15 protein-coding genes are annotated in these 15,664 nt (G+C 60.6%); 9 read left to right on the top strand and 6 right to left on the bottom strand.

The window, feature by feature from the left end:
- Nucleotides 1-113 precede the first annotated feature (113 nt).
- The gene (locus J2X71_RS00790) at nucleotides 114-416 is read left to right on the top strand and encodes an alkylphosphonate utilization protein (RefSeq protein WP_183735631.1); all 303 of its coding nucleotides are present in this window, start codon (nucleotides 114-116) and stop codon (nucleotides 414-416) included.
- A 104-nt stretch (nucleotides 417-520) separates the two neighbouring features.
- Here J2X71_RS00790 and J2X71_RS00785 read toward each other — a convergent pair whose 3' ends face one another.
- On the bottom strand, nucleotides 521-2,074 hold the full coding sequence (locus J2X71_RS00785) for a DUF853 domain-containing protein (RefSeq protein WP_310378081.1): 1,554 nt from the start codon (nucleotides 2,072-2,074) through the stop codon (nucleotides 521-523).
- A gap of 227 nt (nucleotides 2,075-2,301) precedes the next feature.
- Here J2X71_RS00785 and J2X71_RS00780 point away from each other — a divergent pair, with 227 nt between their 5' ends.
- The 5 genes from J2X71_RS00780 to J2X71_RS00760 all read left to right on the top strand — a co-directional run bounded on the left by J2X71_RS00780 (nucleotide 2,302) and on the right by J2X71_RS00760 (nucleotide 8,161).
- Complete coding sequence (locus J2X71_RS00780) at nucleotides 2,302-2,697, top strand: hypothetical protein (protein WP_310378079.1); 396 nt, start codon at nucleotides 2,302-2,304, stop codon at nucleotides 2,695-2,697.
- 84 nt (nucleotides 2,698-2,781) lie between these two features.
- Nucleotides 2,782-4,140, top strand: coding sequence for a metallophosphoesterase (locus tag J2X71_RS00775; protein ID WP_310378078.1), 1,359 nt, complete (start codon nucleotides 2,782-2,784; stop codon nucleotides 4,138-4,140).
- 81 nt (nucleotides 4,141-4,221) lie between these two features.
- Nucleotides 4,222-5,100: a MurR/RpiR family transcriptional regulator gene (locus J2X71_RS00770; protein ID WP_310378076.1), complete on the top strand. Its 879-nt coding sequence runs from the start codon at nucleotides 4,222-4,224 to the stop codon at nucleotides 5,098-5,100.
- Nucleotides 5,101-5,448: 348 nt separating this feature from the next.
- Nucleotides 5,449-7,617 carry a TonB-dependent siderophore receptor gene (locus J2X71_RS00765; RefSeq protein ID WP_310378074.1) on the top strand — a complete coding sequence of 723 codons (2,169 nt, stop codon included), beginning with the start codon at nucleotides 5,449-5,451 and terminating at the stop codon, nucleotides 7,615-7,617.
- Nucleotides 7,618-7,867: 250 nt separating this feature from the next.
- A complete protein-coding gene (locus tag J2X71_RS00760) occupies nucleotides 7,868-8,161 on the top strand; it encodes a hypothetical protein (protein WP_113323186.1) in 294 nt (97 codons plus the stop codon).
- Nucleotides 8,162-8,184: 23 nt separating this feature from the next.
- On the opposite strand, the gene zwf is transcribed toward J2X71_RS00760, so the two are convergent.
- A complete protein-coding gene (gene zwf, locus J2X71_RS00755) occupies nucleotides 8,185-9,693 on the bottom strand; it encodes a glucose-6-phosphate dehydrogenase (RefSeq protein ID WP_113323234.1) in 1,509 nt (502 codons plus the stop codon).
- Between the two features lie 149 nt (nucleotides 9,694-9,842).
- Between zwf and J2X71_RS00750 the strand changes: the two genes are divergently transcribed.
- Entirely contained in the window at nucleotides 9,843-10,460 is a 618-nt protein-coding gene (locus J2X71_RS00750; protein ID WP_310378070.1) for a LysE family transporter, read from the top strand.
- Nucleotides 10,461-10,519: 59 nt separating this feature from the next.
- Here the strand turns inward: J2X71_RS00750 and J2X71_RS00745 are convergent, their stop codons facing one another.
- The 3 genes from J2X71_RS00745 to J2X71_RS00735 form a co-directional block, all read right to left on the bottom strand.
- Complete coding sequence (locus J2X71_RS00745) at nucleotides 10,520-11,242, bottom strand: hypothetical protein (RefSeq protein ID WP_310378068.1); 723 nt, start codon at nucleotides 11,240-11,242, stop codon at nucleotides 10,520-10,522.
- A 218-nt stretch (nucleotides 11,243-11,460) separates the two neighbouring features.
- A complete protein-coding gene (tam, locus tag J2X71_RS00740; RefSeq protein WP_310378067.1) occupies nucleotides 11,461-12,231 on the bottom strand; it encodes a trans-aconitate 2-methyltransferase in 771 nt (256 codons plus the stop codon).
- Between the two features lie 322 nt (nucleotides 12,232-12,553).
- The gene (locus J2X71_RS00735; protein WP_310378066.1) at nucleotides 12,554-13,018 is read right to left on the bottom strand and encodes a cupin domain-containing protein; all 465 of its coding nucleotides are present in this window, start codon (nucleotides 13,016-13,018) and stop codon (nucleotides 12,554-12,556) included.
- A 272-nt stretch (nucleotides 13,019-13,290) separates the two neighbouring features.
- Here J2X71_RS00735 and J2X71_RS00730 point away from each other — a divergent pair, with 272 nt between their 5' ends.
- A complete protein-coding gene (locus J2X71_RS00730) occupies nucleotides 13,291-14,109 on the top strand; it encodes a sugar phosphate isomerase/epimerase family protein (protein WP_310378064.1) in 819 nt (272 codons plus the stop codon).
- 89 nt (nucleotides 14,110-14,198) lie between these two features.
- Nucleotides 14,199-14,663 (top strand): TetR/AcrR family transcriptional regulator C-terminal domain-containing protein, encoded by a 465-nt coding sequence (locus J2X71_RS00725; protein ID WP_310378062.1) that lies wholly within the window; start codon nucleotides 14,199-14,201, stop codon nucleotides 14,661-14,663.
- A 3-nt stretch (nucleotides 14,664-14,666) separates the two neighbouring features.
- On the opposite strand, the gene J2X71_RS00720 is transcribed toward J2X71_RS00725, so the two are convergent.
- Nucleotides 14,667-15,581, bottom strand: a complete 915-nt coding sequence (locus J2X71_RS00720) for an adenylate/guanylate cyclase domain-containing protein (protein WP_310378060.1) — start codon at nucleotides 15,579-15,581, stop codon at nucleotides 14,667-14,669.
- Nucleotides 15,582-15,664 lie beyond the last annotated feature (83 nt).

The raw sequence follows: 15,664 nt of genomic DNA, 5'->3' as shown, positions 1-15,664 counted from the left end.
GGTCGGACACATTTCGCCTGCCTGCCTGTTTGCCACTATAGTTGCACAGCGTCGTGTGATCGTTATAAGCGGCCGTCGATGGACTGAGGAAATTCCTGATCGAGGGCGAAGTGATGGCAGGTGGTGACGACGAATATGTTTATGACGAGGCGACAGGCGAATGGCGCCCTGCCTCCGAGATGGCTGCAGCCGCACAGGCTGCGTCCGAGGTTCGCGACGCCTCCGGAAACGTGTTGAAGGACGGCGATTCCGTCACGCTTATCAAGGACCTGAAGGTAAAGGGCGCCAACCAGACCCTGAAACAGGGCACGGTCATCCGCTCGATCCGTCTGACGGACAATCCCGAAGAGATCGACTGCCGTCACGATACGATCAAAGGTCTCGTCCTGCGTACGGAATTTGTCCGTAAGCGGTGACTAAAGCATGTCGCGCAAGAGTGTGAAGCGGTTTTGCGATAACGACACGCGTAAAAACAAAGGTCAACGTGGCGCGAATCTGAAAGATCGCGCTCCGCTTAGACTTACCGCTTCAAGCTTCCCAATATGCCGCGTACCAGCGCCCGGCCGACCTGCGTCGCCACCGTGCGCGCCACGCTCTTCATCGCCGCTTCCACCACCGTTTCGCGTTGATAACCGGAGCGGCCGCGAGGCTGGGCCTTGTCGTCGTCACTGCCGCCAAAGCCAGGTAGGGTCCAGCCTGACGTGGTGCTGCCCTCCTGTGGCGCCGGCGCCTCTTCCTGCGCCCGCTTGGCAGCGTCGGAATCGGCAGCCTTCTTGGCGCGCGCCGCCAGCATCTCGAAAGCGGATTCGCGGTCTACGTCCTCGTCATAGACGCCGAGAACCGGGCTGCGGTCCATGATTTGCTGGCGCTCGACGTCGCTCACCGGTCCGACGCGGCCGGATGGCGGGCGGATCAGCGTTCGTTCGACGATCGAGGGTGCACCCTTGGCTTCCAGTGTCGAAACCAGCGCCTCACCGGTGCCGAGATTGGTGATGACGGTGGCGCAATCGAAGGCCGGGTTGGGGCGGAACGTATCAGCGGCGGTCTTCACCGCCTTCTGCTCGCGCGGCGAATAGGCGCGCAGCGCATGCTGCAGGCGGTTACCGAGCTGGGCGAGTACCGTTTCCGGCACGTCGAGCGGGTTCTGCGTCACGAAATAGACGCCGACGCCCTTGGAGCGGATGAGGCGCACCACTTGTTCCACGCGCTCGGTCAACACCTTCGGCGCATCGTTGAAGAGCAGATGCGCCTCATCGAAGAAGAAGACGAGCTTCGGCTTGTCGGGATCGCCGACTTCGGGCAGTTCCTCGAAGAGCTCGGAGAGTAGCCACAGCAGGAAGGTGGCGTAAAGGCGCGGGTTCATCATCAGTTTGTCGGCGGCAAGCACGGAAATCTGCCCGTAGCCATTGTTCGACGTTCGCATGATGTCGGTAATCTTCAGTGCCGGCTCGCCGAAGAAATGTTCCGCGCCCTGCTGTTCCAGCACCAGTAGCGCGCGCTGGATGGAGCCGACCGAGGCCTTGGAGATGAGGCCGAACTGGCTGGAAAGCTCGGTGGCGTTTTCGCCCATATAGTTGAGCAGCGAGGTAAAATCCTTGAGGTCGAGCAGTGGCAGGCCGGCCTTGTCGGCGATCTTGAAGGCGATGTTGATGACGCCTTCCTGCGGCTCGGAAGCATCCATCAGCCGTGCCAGCAGCAGCGGTCCCATCTCGGCGATGGTCGTGCGCACCCGGTGGCCCTTCTCACCGAAGAGATCCCAGAAGATGACCGGGAATTGCTCGAATTCGTAATCGGTAAAGCCGATCTGTTCGGCGCGCTTGGTGAGGAAGTCTTTTGCTTCGCCCTTGGCGGCGATGCCCGAGAGGTCGCCCTTGATGTCGGCGGCGAAAACGGGCACGCCGGCTCTCGCAAAGCCCTCGGCCAGTACCTGCAGCGTCACCGTCTTGCCGGTACCGGTCGCGCCGGTCACGAGTCCATGGCGGTTGCCGAATTTGAGGTCGAGATATTCGCCCTTGTTGATGCTGTCGTCAGGATTGCGGCTTGCGCCGATGAAAATCTTGCCGTCCTCGAGCATGTAGAATGTCTCCCTCGGTCGATGCCGCCGCTCAATTCTCGAATATGCGGGATGCTCTTTCCGCACAGTCATGCAAATATCGTTTCTCTGTTATAAGCAGGCGACGGGAGACGGACAACTGTCTGCGTTAAAAGGGAAAGCAGGAAAGAGGCGCCTCACAAAGCGCCGCTTGAGTTGCCGCCTCGATTCGATTACGTTGACGTTAACGTCAAAACAGGAGGCAGACGATGAATGAGATTGTGACTGAAATCGCCAATCGTGTGGGCATTGCGCCTGATTTGGCTGAAAAGGCGCTCGGCATGATGCTCGGCTTCCTGCAGCGCGAAGCAGCCGACGGCCCGGTCGCCGAGATGATCGAAAAGATCCCCGGCGCCACCGAACTCGTCGCCCAGTTCAACGGAGAAGGATCCAGCAGCGGCGGCGGTCTGCTCGGCGGCCTCATGAGTGCACTCGGTGGTGGTGGCATCATGGGCCTCGGCCAGCAGCTGATGAGCGAAGGCCTCGGCATGAGCGAAATCACCTCGCTCGCCAAGGAAACCATCGCTATCGCCAAGGAACATGCCGGCGAAGGGGTGGTCGATCAGGTCGTCGCCTCTGTGCCCGGCCTCAGCCAGTTCGTCTAAGGCGACCAATCATTTCCTTAAGCCCCCGGCATCGTCCGGGGGCTTTGTTTTTTAAGCATTTTCTCTTTTCTTTGTGTGTGTTCCATGCCCGATAAGTCCCCGATCAAAGCATTGCTGCCCAAGTCAGGCGGCCATCAATTCGTGCTCTATGGCGATTCCTGCTCGGGCGTTGCCGGCGCCCTGCATGAGCGTACCTTCGCATCCGTGAATGCTGTCCTGCGCCGGCTTGAGCCCCAGCCGCAGTTCATCCTCTTTCCGGGCGATGAGATCATCGGCCTGACGGCGGATGAAGCATCGCTGCGCGCCCAGTGGCGGCACTGGTTCGATGTCGAGATGGCCTGGCTCGACCGAACGAACATTCCAATGTGGCACACGACCGGCAATCACACGACCTATGACGAGATGAGCGAGGCGGTGTTCCGCGACACGCTTGGCCTTCCGGCAAACGGGCCGGCGGGGCAGGAGGGGCTGGCCTATTGGGTGCGCCGGGGCGATCTGCTCATGGTCTTCGTCCATACGCTCTGGACAGGTCTCGGCGGCGAAGGCCATGTCGAGACCGAGTGGCTGGAGGCGACGCTGAAGGCCCATGCCGACGCCCGCTACAAGTTGGTGCTCGGCCACCATCCGGTCTTTCCGGTCAATGGTTATGCGGGCGCCTATCAGCGCGAGATCGGCCGCGAATATGCCGATCGCTTCTGGGATATTCTCGTGGCGTCTGGTGTTTTCGCCTATTGCTGCAGCCATATCCTGGCTTTCGACGTGCAGGCCCATCGCGGTGTGCTGCAGATATGCACGGCTGGCGCTGGCACTGCGCACAGAATGCCGGAGGGCGTCGAATATCTCCACGGCATTCAGGCGGCCCTCGATGAGGACGGCCTGCGCTATCAGGTTCTCGATACGGAGGGCATTGCGCGCGAGCGCCTGCAATGGCCGCCCGTTCTTGCACGCGAGGATCAATGGCACGACCTTGCCCATGGCATCAGCAACGCTCTCTGGACAGGGCCGATGGGTGCGGACCGGATCGTTGAATTCCACCTGCGCGGCCGGATGGCCTCGGACGCCTGCACGTCCCAGCAGACGATCTTCTCGGCGTTCGGCGATGAAGCGCTGGCGCCCCTATGGCTTGGCCTGCGCGGCAGGCAGCAGCAACTGACGTTCATCCTCGGCCGCGATCCCGGGCGCAGCCCCTATTATTTCTTCGGTCCGGACCTGCCGCCGGGCGAGGAATTCGATCTCCATATCCTGCTGCATGCCGGCATGGGGCCGGGGGGCGTGCTCTGGCGCACGGAAGGCAGCAAGGCCTGGTCCTCCTTCGAAGCGATCGCCTCGACGGGGCTTCAACGCCTTGTCTGGCCGTCGCGCTGGAGCATCGGCCATGGCCAGAAAGGCGAGGGCGACCGGCCGTTCATGGGCGGGAGTCTGAGCCTGAGTATTGCGGGCTGAAAAACGCCTGATCGGTTTCTTGTTTCGCTATGCCCCAAAGTCGGTTATTCGGCCTTCTGAATATCATCTAGGGAAGGGCGGATGAACGGAAGCGATCGATCGTCATCGGTGCTCAGAGAGCATTTCGAAGAGCACAGGACAAAGCTCAGCCGGTCTGAACTCGCCGTGGCGGAGCATCTAGTGAAGATGCCGATCGACGTGCTGATTTTCCGCAGCGCCGAGGAGATCGCTGCCGAAACCGGCACCAGCGATGCGACCGTTATCCGGACGGCCAAGCGCCTCGGCTTTTCCGGCCTGCCGGAGCTGAAGCGGGTATCGGGCCGCGTCATGGCGCGCACCATTTCCACCAGCGAGCGTCTGGAACAGCGTTTCCGCGCCACCGGCGATGATCTGGAAAAGGTTGCGACGCAGATGTTTGCGACCGCCCGTGAGGTGCTGACCTCCACCGAGGAGCAGATGGATGGCGCGATGCTCGCCGCCGCCATCTCGCTCGTCGAAGAGGCCGATACCGTCTGGTGCATCGGCATGGGCACAGCCGAGGTCGAGGCGCGCCATTGTTCAATTGCGCTCAGCCGTGCCGGCGTGCGCACCCGCTGTTCCGGCGCCTCGGGTTTTACGCTTGCCAATGAGCTGATCGATCTGCGTCCCGCCGACGTCATCGTCATGTTCCATGCCGTGCGCGAGACCGCCGAATTCAAGCTCGTTGTTCGGCAGCTCCGGGATATTGGTTGCAAGGTCATTCTGGTTTGCGGCGTGCAGCTGCGCGCCAATTATGCCGACAAGGTCTCGGCCATTTTGACCTGTATCGGTTCGCCCTCGAAGCTGGCAAGCTGGAGCATCGGCGCCATCGTTGTGGCCGATCTGCTTGCCTATGGCGTTGCGGTCCGTAACCAGCAGCAGGCGACGGATGCCAAGAAGCGTCTCGCCGACCTGCGCGACCAGGCGCTGCGCAACGACTGACCTCCACGGCAATATCTTTGCAATTTCATCCGCATGAAAATAAACATGAGAAATTAAGTTATGTTTATTGAAATGCAAACTACAATATTGTAGTAACCGCGACATGATGCCGTGCAGCAGCGGCGTTGACTGTCGGGGTTATTGCATGACGCGCCTGTTTCATCGCAGCAAGACGGCTGAAGTCCGTCCCTTCTCCCATAAGACCGTGCCCAGATGCCGATACCGGCGTAATGGCTGACATAACCAGATAATCATTCAACAAAAACAGTCTCTTGCACCGGAATGCCCAGGCATTTCCGGCAAGGTCCGCTGTTGCCCGAATTTCTCGAACGCCTACGGAAAACTCCCATGATTGCCCCCAAACTCCAAGGAAAGCAGCTCGCTCTCACCGTCGCCCTTCTGGCATCCGCCACATCGGCACTCGCACAGGAAGCAGCCAACGGCCCCGTCACTCAGCTCGAAACGATCAAGATCACCGGCAATTGGCTGGAAGAGCCGAACGAGGAGAAGGTGCTGAAACATCCCGGCGCCCGCACGATCCTCGATCGCGAACAGTTCGAAGAACGCGGCGCGCAGGATATCCGCGATGCGTTGAACCAGATCCCCGGCGTCCAGGTGCAGGAAGCCAATGGTACCGGCGGCAGCGATGTGTCGCTGAATCTCGGCGTGCGCGGCCTGACCTCACGCCTGTCGCCACGCTCCACCGTATTGATGGACGGCATCCCGCTGGCTTACGCGCCCTATGGCCAGCCGCAGCTTTCGCTCTTTCCGCTGACGCTCGGAAATGTCGAAACGATCGACGTCGTGCGCGGCGCCGGCTCCGTACGCTACGGACCGCAGAATGTCGGCGGCATTATCAACTTCGTCACCCGTCCGATCCCGGAGGATTTCACCGCTCGCTTCTCCTCGGGCGCGGAGATCGCCGGCAACAACGGCCACGTCAAGGCGACGCCGAATTTCCTGATCGGCGGTACCAATGTCGACGGCCTTGGTGCGGCCATCCTCTATTCCGGAATCCACGGCGAAGGCTATCGTGACGCCGACGACCGCACCGATATCGACGATATCATTGCCAAGGGCGCTTACGAGTTTTCGGATACGGACAAGCTCGGCATCCAGTTCCATCACTATGAGGGCGAGGGCAAGATGCCCGGCGGCCTGACGAGCGCCGAATATGAGGCCGATCCCTACCAGTCGACACGCCGCTACGACGATTTCAGCGGTCGCCGCAATGATATCTCGCTGCGCTACCAGCATGACGATGGCGACAACAATTTCGAAGTGCTGACCTACTACGTGGATTCCTTCCGCGGCAGCCATGTGGAGCAGCAGGGCACAGGCGCCAGCGCCGGTCTCTATCGCCTGACGTCTGCTCCGCGCAGCTACAGCTATTTCGGCATCGAGCCGCGCTATTCCCGCCTGATCGAGCTCGGCGGCATTATCCAGGAGGTGACCGTCGGCTATCGGTATCTCTGGGAAGAAAGCTCGGAAGTCGCGTCCCGCACGGCTTTCTACAGCAGAGCCTCGGGCATCGATCCGACCACGCGTAGCTCGCCCACCTACCAGGCGAGCGATGGCGGCACGATTGCCCATGCTTTCTACATCGACGACAAGATCGAGATCGGCGACTGGACCATCACACCGGGCATTCGCTACGAGATGATCAGCACGCACAACGATGTCGTGAATTTCGGCACCAGCGGTGCGGTCACCAGCACGCTCTCTCCCTCGGTCGAGGCGAACGAGGCCCTGCCGACATTGTCGGCTTCCTACCGGCTCAGCAATGAGCTGACCGTGTTCGGCAATGTCGGCGTCTCCTTCGGCCCGCAGCAATACAGCCAACTCGCATCCACCACGGATGGCCTGCATCCCGAGAAGGCGACGACCTACGAAATCGGCCTGCATTATGAGGGCGATAACTGGAACGCTGAGCTGACTGCCTTCAATATCGATTTCGACAAGGAGCTTTATCTCGGCCGCACCATCGTCGGCGAGGGCATCTGGACCGATCTCGGCGCCACCCGCCACCGCGGCATCGAATCCGCCATCAACTACGATATCGGCGATGTCGTGCCCGCACTCGACGGCCTGTCGCTGTCGGCAAGCTACACCTACACCGAGGCGACCTATGAAGCCGGCGCCTTCGAAGGCCGCGACCTGCCGTTCTATTCGCGTCAGGTCGCCTCACTTGGGGCGCGCTACCGCTACAACGACTGGATCTTCAATGCCGACCTGCAGGCCCAGTCAAAGCAGCATTCGCCGGGATCTGCCGATGCCGGCGCGACCTATGTGACGGAAGAGGATGCGACGGGCCGCCTCGGTGATATTCCGGGCTACGGCACCGTCAACCTGCGCGTCGCCTATCAGCCGGAAAACAAGAAGAATGCCCCGCAATTTGCCTTCGGCGTGAAGAACCTGTTCGACAAGGAGTTTTTCACCCGCTCGACGGACAATAATGGCGGCAAGTTCGTGGGCCAGCCGCGCACATTCTTCGTGAACGCATCGATCGCCTTTTAAGCATGTCGCGCAAAAGTGTGCAGCGGTTTTGCTGTGACGACATGCGAAAACAAGAGCCTAAAGCGTGGCAAGCGAATCTGAAAGATCGCGACACGCTTTAGGGGCCGATCAATCCATCCGTCGGATGGAAATTCGCACTGACCTTTCCTAGATTAAGAGGTGCCGGATTTTTTCACCGACGGCCGGATCGGCTGGAACGATGGATACCCAAATCCCGTTTCATATCGGCCAGATAAGAAGGAATATGGTCATGCGTACGGTCATTGCAGCAGCCTCGATCATTCTCCTCGGGTTCGCCGCTCCGGCCTTCTCCCAGGCCCTCGGTGATATGGACTATTCCGGACGCTTCGGCGGCATGCCGCCCGGCACGGTGCCGGACGCGGAATCAAGTAATGCTTTTTCGATTCCGCTCGATCCGGTCGAGAGCGACAATATCACCGTCGTCATTCCGTCCGACCGGACGGCTTGCCCGCGGCCCGGCACGAGCGCCTATCGCACGGCCGAGCGTGACGGCACGCTGGCTACCGCCTGCCGCCGACGGTAAGTTAAATTCCAGTGCAGGAACGGCTATTTGCCGTTCTTGTGCAGGATCACGCCAAGCTCATGCCACTCACGCCCGTCTCGCTGGATAAGCTCGTCGGCGCAGGCCGGTCCCATGCTGCCGGGTGCGTAAGGGTCCGGCACGCTCTGATCTTTCGCCCATTCGTCCAGGAAGGGCTGCACCGCCGCCCAGCCGGCCTCGATGCCGTCGGCGCGCTGAAATAGCGTCTGGTCGCCGATGAAGAGGTCGTAGAGTAGGGATTCATAGCCAGTCGTCTTGCCGATATCGAATTTGTCGGCATAGCGGAAATCCAGCGAAACTGGCACGGTGTCCACGGATTGTCCCGGCGACTTGATGGAAATCTCCATGCTCATGCCCTCATCGGGCTGCACTTGGATGACGAGCCTGTTCGGCGGCAGACGGCGGTTGACCTCGGTTTCGCGGAACTGCGCGAAAGGAACTGGCTGGAAGGTAATGACGATTTCCGTATCGCGTGCCGTCATCGCCTTGCCGGTGCGCAGATAGAAGGGAACGCCGGCCCAGCGCCAGGTATCGGCGTAGAGCTTCAGCGCCACATAGGTCTCGGTCTTGCTGGCGGGCGAAATATCCTTCGTATCGCGATAAGCGGGCAAGTCGGTACCGTTGAGCGGGCCGGCGGTATAGGCCCCGCGCACGCCATTCGCCTTGGCTTCCTCCGGCGTGTAAATGCGCAGAGCCTTCAGCACCTTGCTCTTCTCGTTACGGATCGCCTCGGCGTCGAAACTGTTCGGCGGCTCCATGGCAATCATTGCCAGAAGCTGGAAGAGATGGTTGGGGATCATGTCGCGCAACGCGCCGGTCGCGTCGTAGAACTTCCCGCGCATACCGACATCGACGATCTCCGAGGCGGTGATCTGTACGTGGTCGATATAGCGATTGTTCCACAGCGACTCGATCATCATGTTGGCGAAGCGCGCTGTCATCAGGTTCTGCACTGTTTCCTTGCCGAGGAAATGGTCGAGCCGGTAGACTTGGCTTTCCTCCACGCGGGCGAGGATGCGTGCATTCAAGGCGCGGGCCGAGGCGAGATCGGTGCCGAAGGGCTTCTCGATCGCAACACGACGGAAGCAACCGCCGCTTTCGTCCATCAGTCCGAGATCCGCAAGTTTCTCGACGATCGGCCCGAAGAAGCTTGGCGGCACGGCGAGATAGAAGGCTGCATTGCAGGTCGTGCCAAGGCGCTTGCCGATTTCGAGGAAGATATCATCCTTGGTGAAATCGCCCTGCAGATAGGAGATCCGTGACCGCAGGCTCTCCCAGACCTCGTCCTTGCCAGTTACTTCCTCGCCATCGAGATGGGTGAGGAAAGCGTCCAGCCGCTGGCGCAGGAATTCATCGTCACCAGGCTCGATGCCGACGCCGAGGATGTTCAGGTCCCCGCCGACGAGATGGCTGCGGGTGAGATTGATGATGGCCGGAACCAGCAATCGCCGTGTCAGATCGCCGGTGGCGCCGAAGATGACGAGAGTGACGGGCGGGGTGGGGTGAGCGTCCATGCGTGTCATCTCCAGCTTAATTCTCCCGGCCGAATATAAAGCGCTCCGGTTCTGCCGCAAGCACCTTGCAGCCCAAGAATAACAAGCGTTTGACACAGTGCTAGAAATATATAAAGACATAAAGATATCGTTATGTCATTGGGTGATCCATGATCGATCTTGTCAGCGCCGGCTTCTTCCTCATGGCGGCTCTTGCCCTTCTCGGTTCGCCCGGTCCCGCCATCGCTGCGCTCCTGGCAATCGGCCGCCTCCATGGTATGGCGACCGGCCTGCGTTTTTATGTCGGGCTGCAGATCGGCCTGGCAATTGCAGCCGCCGCGGCGGCAGCCGGCCTTCTGTCGTTGATCGAGGCAATCCCGCTGGCGATGATGGTGATGACAGTCGCTGCCACCGTCTACCTCGTCTGGCTGTCCTGGAAGATCGCATCGGCGCCAGTCGGTGCAGATCTCTCCGCCGCACGGCGGCAAGCCTCGCCAACCATCGCCGGCGGTGTCGTGCTAGGCCTCACCAATCCCAAGGCCTATATCGCCTTCGCCTCGCTTTTTGCCGCTTACCGGCTTTCGCAGGATGGCGCGCTGGACATGCAGGCCAAATGGGCGCTCTGCGTCCTCATCATGATCGTGGTCGATATTTTCTGGCTGTGGCTGGGCGTTGTTTTGGGCAAGGTGAAGCTGGAGCCATCGAGCGAGCGGGCGCTCAACATCTGCTTTGGCCTCGTCATTCTCGCGACTGCGATACTGTCGCTGATCGAGCTTGTCGGCGCCTGAAACGATATGGCCATTGCTGAAGGTCTTTCCGCAATGGCCGTTTTAAGATGATGGATAACTTACGCCTTGGAGGCGGACTTGTCCGTTGTCGTATCGGTGGCCGGCTTCGATGCGCCGGCATCACTCGCAGGCTTGTCGGTTGCGGGCTTGTCACCTGTGCCGTTCGCCGGCTTCGTGTCGGTCTTCACCGGCCAGGTGATGTAGTAATTCTGCGTGCCGACCTGGCCGAAATAGACTTCGTTGCCGGTGCCCTTTTCGATGAAGCTGCCGTTTTCGCTTCTGACCAGGCGCCCGTGCGAATCGCGCTGCAGATGGTCGCGCAGGAAGTCGTTCCAGTCGTCCGTCTTGATCGCCGTGCCCTTCTTTTGGTCGACATCGGCTTCCTTGGGGTCGGTCACGTCCCAGGCCTTGATCGAAACGCCCTTGGTCGGATCGGTAACCGTCAGCTGGCCCTTCTTGAAAGCGGCAAGCATGGCAGCTTCCTGGCTGCCGGCGCCCTTGGCGTCTGCCGCAGCCGTCATGTTCTGGCGCAGCAGCGCCATGAAGGAGGCGGTGGTGATATCGGTGCTGGCGGTGGTGTTGCCGGACGCGTCCGTCGATTCTGCCTTGCCGGCATTGATCTTGTCGAGCATGACCGATAGCGCCGAGCGCGTCTGCGAGGGAAGGCTGGAATAGTCGTGATCGGTCGTGCTGCTGGAGCTGCTCTCCGAGGAGCCGCCCTTGATCGTCTGCAACGCTATCTGCGCCGTCATAAGCCTCATGGTGGAAACGGAAGAAACCATCTGAAAATCTCTTTGTCGGGCCTCGCACTGGTGGCGCAAAGGCGTTTAAAGGATAGCGATCGACGCTGGCGGCGTCGCGAAAGCACGTCTGGATTGAGAAATCCCAGGGCGAACCGCTACACTTCAAACTTTGCGTGTGGCTTGCGGATGGCTGACAAAGTTTCGCCGGCAGCGATCAAGCGGACTGCTGCCGGCGTCATGGAAATCAGAATTTCCGGTCAGGCCTTCACCGCCACCATGAACAAGCGCGGGAACTTGAGCAGCACCTTGCCGTCGGCCGCCTTCGGATAGACCCTGTCGATACGTTCGAGATAGTCGGCCAGAAACGCCTCGCGATGCTCTTCGCCGGCATGGTCGAGATAGGGGCGAAGGCCCGTTCCCTTGACCCATTCGACGATCGCCGCGGCATTGTCCATCGGATGATTGTAGATCGTGTGCCAGATGTCGACGCGGGAGGATTTGCCGATCAGCCGGCTGTAATAGGTCGAGGGTGGCGGAAGCACATTGCGGCGCACGCTCTTCTTCTCGAAAGCCGTCTTCCACGGGCCGGCATGAGCCGTTTCCTCCATCATCAGATGGCTCGGCTCGCCGAGATTGTCGGGCATCTGCACGGCGAGCACGCCACCCGACGCCAGCCCGTCCATCAGCCTGTCGAAGATGTCGAGATGGTTGGGCAGCCATTGGAACACGGCATTGGCAAAGAGCAGGTCCGCCGGCTCGGAGGGCTGCCAGGTCGAAAGGTTGGCCTCTACGAAAGCCGTGCCCGGCAGGCGCTTGCGGGCCGCCTCCAGCATGTTCAGGTCTCTGTCGAGACCAGACACATTTTGCGCGCCATAGCGGTCGATGATCAGCTCGGTCGAATTGCCCGGCCCGCAGCCGAGATCGACCGCGTGGCGCAGCTCCGTCAGGGGCACCTGCGCCAGCAGGTCGCGCGCCGGGCGGGTGCGTTCATCCTCGAATTTCACATACTGGCTGGCTGACCATGCCATCGTCTTTCTCCTGAAGTCAGGCCACGTCCTCGACGCGGCGGATGCGAACTCTGTCGATACGGGCCGACCGGTTCAGGCAGCCAGGATCGCAGCGCCAACGCTTGAAAGTATCTGGTCCTCGACACGATTCAGCGAAGGTTTTCTTCTATCGGCTTGTAACAGACTTCTATGTCGCCGATCGCAGTCTTGCTGAAGGGCTTCCATGTATTGCCGTCGAAGTAGAAGAATTCGATGAAACATTTGTTGGCGTCGCAGTCCGGTCACTGGGCGATGACGATCTCTTCGCTGGCCGTTGCGCGGCATCAGGAGAAACTGACGGCGCTTACGCCGCCAGGATCGTGATTCCATGGGCATTTGCCGCTGCCCGCATACGCGCCACCGTTTCCGGTGACGGGCTGCCTTGCGGCTGTTCGGTTACACCCTCGGTCTCGATGAATTCGGCCATGTCGCGATCGACGATGGCAGAAAAGACCGCGGGGACGGTTCCATTGTTGGAATAGCCGTGCACCATGAAAGGCGCGATGCTGACGATGTCGCCTTCGCTCGCCTCGATCTCTTCCGGCCCGGTATCGGTCAGTCGCCAGATCGTCAGCGTGCCCTCGATGATCCGGAAGACTTCCGGGCTTGCATGGGCGTGGCGCGGCGTCTTGCCGCCGGGCTCAACGGTCACGTCGAAGATGTTGAGCCAGTTGCCTGTGAGGCGAGCCCGTCGCTCGACCTTGTCGCCCAGCACGAAGAAGCTTTTTGCCTCCGTCCGGGCATCTGTTTTCACAAATGAGTTGGACATGATGTCTCTTTCTTGCTCTTGCGGGGCGGTCCGATAGACCTTTGCGGCCGTTTTGGCAACCGTCGTAAAATCAGGGAAGGGCGAGCGGAGGTGGCTTTTGCGCGCTCTCGGGCCCTGAAACCGACGACGATCATATCGGTATGGCTTTTCCGCTTCGCAAGTGCGACAGGTTGGCAACCGCCGTTTCTGTAATATCGGCGACACAGAAGAGGCGCATAGAACGCGCCGATCCTTCCCCGCCAATCAGGCCATACCATCAGCGGAGCAACCCCATGTCTTCTCTTCCCGTCGTCGGCGCAGCCATGACGATCGACGAACTCGAAACCCATCGCGACTGGCTCTTCGAAAAGTCCCGCGATCTCGAGCTGCAGAGCTTCGTCAACGCCGAGGTGCTGAACGGCGACTGGACGCCGCGCGCCGATCACGTCAAGAAGCTGCTCGACGGTTACAAGGGCCGTGTCGGCATCCATGGCCCGTTCTGGGGCTTCATCATCGCCTCGCAGGATCCGGATATCCGCGCCGTCGTCTCCCGCCGCATGCTGCAGGGCCTCGATGTTTGCGCTGCGATTGGCGGCACGCACATGGTCGTCCATAGCCCCTACACGACCTGGAGCTATAACAACCTCGACAATAACGAGGGCGAACGCGAAAAGATCGTCGAATACTGCCACCAGACGATGCGCGAAGCGGTGAAGCGCGCCGAGGAAATCGGCTGCACCCTCGTCATCGAGAATATCGAAGACAAGGATCCGCATATCCGTGTAGCCTTGGCGGAGAGCTTCAACTCGCCGGCCGTCTCCGTCTCCATCGATACCGGCCATGCGCATTACGCCCATGGCTATACCGGCGCTCCGCCGGTCGATTATTACGTCCATGCCGCCGGCAACCGCCTCGGTCACATTCATCTGCAGGATGCCGATGGTTATGCCGACCGCCACTGGGCGCTTGGCGAAGGCACCGTCAACTGGCGTGCGGTTTTCGCAGCACTTGCTAAGGTCGAAAGCAATCCGCGCCTGATCATCGAGATCAAGGACAAGTCGAAGATTATCGCTTCGGCCGAATACCTGGCCTCGCTCGGCCTCGCTCAATAACAGCGTCAGGCAATCGAAAAGGGCGGTGAGATGATCATCCCGCCGCCCTTTATTGGCATTTCAAGAGCAAGTGGGCGCTTATAGAAGCCATGGCCGAGGAGATCATGGCGCGCGGCCATACCCACGACTGGCCGGTCGTCCCTGAGAATTGGCGGGACTTCATGTTCGAAAACGCCCGTGATTTCCGTCGCACGCTCTTGAGCTATCGCGATGGGGGTCGCGTCCATGCCGGCACGGAAACCAGTCCGCAGGATCTTCCCAATGTCGAAGCCCATATCGCCGTCCTTGTCGGAGCAGGCATGGAAGCGGAATTCGCCATGGAACTACTTGTCGCCATCGCCCGCTACACCGTCGGCTGTGTCATCGAGGGGCAGGCCGAACCGCCGCCGGAGCGGGAAAAGCTCGATGCCGCAGCCGCTGATTTCCCGCTGACGCGTCGGGCTATCACGCATTATCGCAATTGCGGCCACGAGGCCTTCTTCGAGGCCTTCTTCGAGGCCGGCCTCAGGATGATGATCGAGGGTGCCGCCCTTCGGTTGTCGCAGGACGCCTAAGTCTCAGTCGCGCATCGCCCAGCGAATGCCGGCGGCGACCGAAAGCCCCAGCAGAGGCCATATTGCCCAGAATGTCCCGTGCCATGTCAGCATGTTGATAGCGACGATGCCGACCCCGATGACGGCAAACGCGGCGACGCGCTGATCGAACCGGTCCTGCCTCCGCACCCATATCATTGCCGTCACGAAGGCGAAGCCAAGCATCGGCCAGACGGCCCAGAATTCGCCTTCCCAAGTGACAATGTTGATGAAGATGAGCACTGCGCCGATAAGAGCGAGAATGCCGCCGAGCTTACGCAGCCTGCCGCGCGGGCGCAGCGCCGGGGCCGGTCTTGGTGCTGGCATTTCGACGGGCCGTTCGGGAGCGGCTGCCGGCTTTCGCGGTTCCGCGCTGATATCGCCGATGCGCACGGCATAGCTCGGCACGGCCTCGGCAACGTTCTTCATCTCCAATGCCCCCAGAAAGTCGAACCCGACAGCCACCTTGTTTCGCACCTGGTCATAGACCGTGTTCGAGATCACGATCCCGCCGGCCGGCGCGGATGCCTGCAGGCGGGCAGCGATATTGACGCCGTCGCCGTAGATATCCTCGCCTTCGAGGATGACGTCGCCGAGATTGATGCCGATGCGAAAGAGCATGCGCCCATCCGTGGGCCGCGCCGCATTCTTGCCCGCAAGCTCGTTCTGCACGTCGATCGCCGCCCGGACCGCTTCGACAACGCTCGGGAAATCGGCCAGCAATCCGTCGCCCCAGGTATTGACCACGCGTCCGCCATGCGAGGCGATGAGGCGGGACATGGCATCGCGATAATGCTTGAGCATGGCGAGCGTGCCTTCCTCATCCGCGCCCATCAAGCGCGTATAATCCTGCACGTCGGCTGCAAAGATCGTCGTCAGCTTGCGTTGTGTCTCGCTCATGAAATCCCCTATCGCCGCCGGCCGAAACTGGCTTCGTTATTCTATAAGTGGGATCGCAGTCTTGTTTCGGTAGTCCGCCCCAG

The organism is Rhizobium sp. 1399 (genome assembly GCF_031455475.1).
Classification (GTDB): domain Bacteria; phylum Pseudomonadota; class Alphaproteobacteria; order Rhizobiales; family Rhizobiaceae; genus Rhizobium.
Note: the sequence above shows the minus strand (reverse complement) of the source record. Positions and strands in the feature narration are given on the sequence as shown.

What these genes read in the sequence shown, in the direction of transcription:
- J2X71_RS00750 (WP_310378070.1), top strand. Translation starts at nt 9,843, where the DNA reads ATGATCGATCTTGTCAGCGCCGGCTTCTTCCTCATGGCGGCTCTTGCC.
- J2X71_RS00775 (WP_310378078.1), top strand. Translation starts at nt 2,782, where the DNA reads ATGCCCGATAAGTCCCCGATCAAAGCATTGCTGCCCAAGTCAGGCGGC.
- J2X71_RS00725 (WP_310378062.1), top strand. Translation starts at nt 14,199, where the DNA reads ATGGCCGAGGAGATCATGGCGCGCGGCCATACCCACGACTGGCCGGTC.
- J2X71_RS00785 (WP_310378081.1), bottom strand. Translation starts at nt 2,074, where the DNA reads ATGCTCGAGGACGGCAAGATTTTCATCGGCGCAAGCCGCAATCCTGAC.
- J2X71_RS00730 (WP_310378064.1), top strand. Translation starts at nt 13,291, where the DNA reads ATGTCTTCTCTTCCCGTCGTCGGCGCAGCCATGACGATCGACGAACTC.
- zwf (WP_113323234.1), bottom strand. Translation starts at nt 9,693, where the DNA reads ATGGACGCTCACCCCACCCCGCCCGTCACTCTCGTCATCTTCGGCGCC.
- J2X71_RS00720 (WP_310378060.1), bottom strand. Translation starts at nt 15,581, where the DNA reads ATGAGCGAGACACAACGCAAGCTGACGACGATCTTTGCAGCCGACGTG.
- tam (WP_310378067.1), bottom strand. Translation starts at nt 12,231, where the DNA reads ATGGCATGGTCAGCCAGCCAGTATGTGAAATTCGAGGATGAACGCACC.
- J2X71_RS00760 (WP_113323186.1), top strand. Translation starts at nt 7,868, where the DNA reads ATGCGTACGGTCATTGCAGCAGCCTCGATCATTCTCCTCGGGTTCGCC.
- J2X71_RS00770 (WP_310378076.1), top strand. Translation starts at nt 4,222, where the DNA reads ATGAACGGAAGCGATCGATCGTCATCGGTGCTCAGAGAGCATTTCGAA.
- J2X71_RS00735 (WP_310378066.1), bottom strand. Translation starts at nt 13,018, where the DNA reads ATGTCCAACTCATTTGTGAAAACAGATGCCCGGACGGAGGCAAAAAGC.
- J2X71_RS00745 (WP_310378068.1), bottom strand. Translation starts at nt 11,242, where the DNA reads ATGGTTTCTTCCGTTTCCACCATGAGGCTTATGACGGCGCAGATAGCG.
- J2X71_RS00790 (WP_183735631.1), top strand. Translation starts at nt 114, where the DNA reads ATGGCAGGTGGTGACGACGAATATGTTTATGACGAGGCGACAGGCGAA.
- J2X71_RS00765 (WP_310378074.1), top strand. Translation starts at nt 5,449, where the DNA reads ATGATTGCCCCCAAACTCCAAGGAAAGCAGCTCGCTCTCACCGTCGCC.
- J2X71_RS00780 (WP_310378079.1), top strand. Translation starts at nt 2,302, where the DNA reads ATGAATGAGATTGTGACTGAAATCGCCAATCGTGTGGGCATTGCGCCT.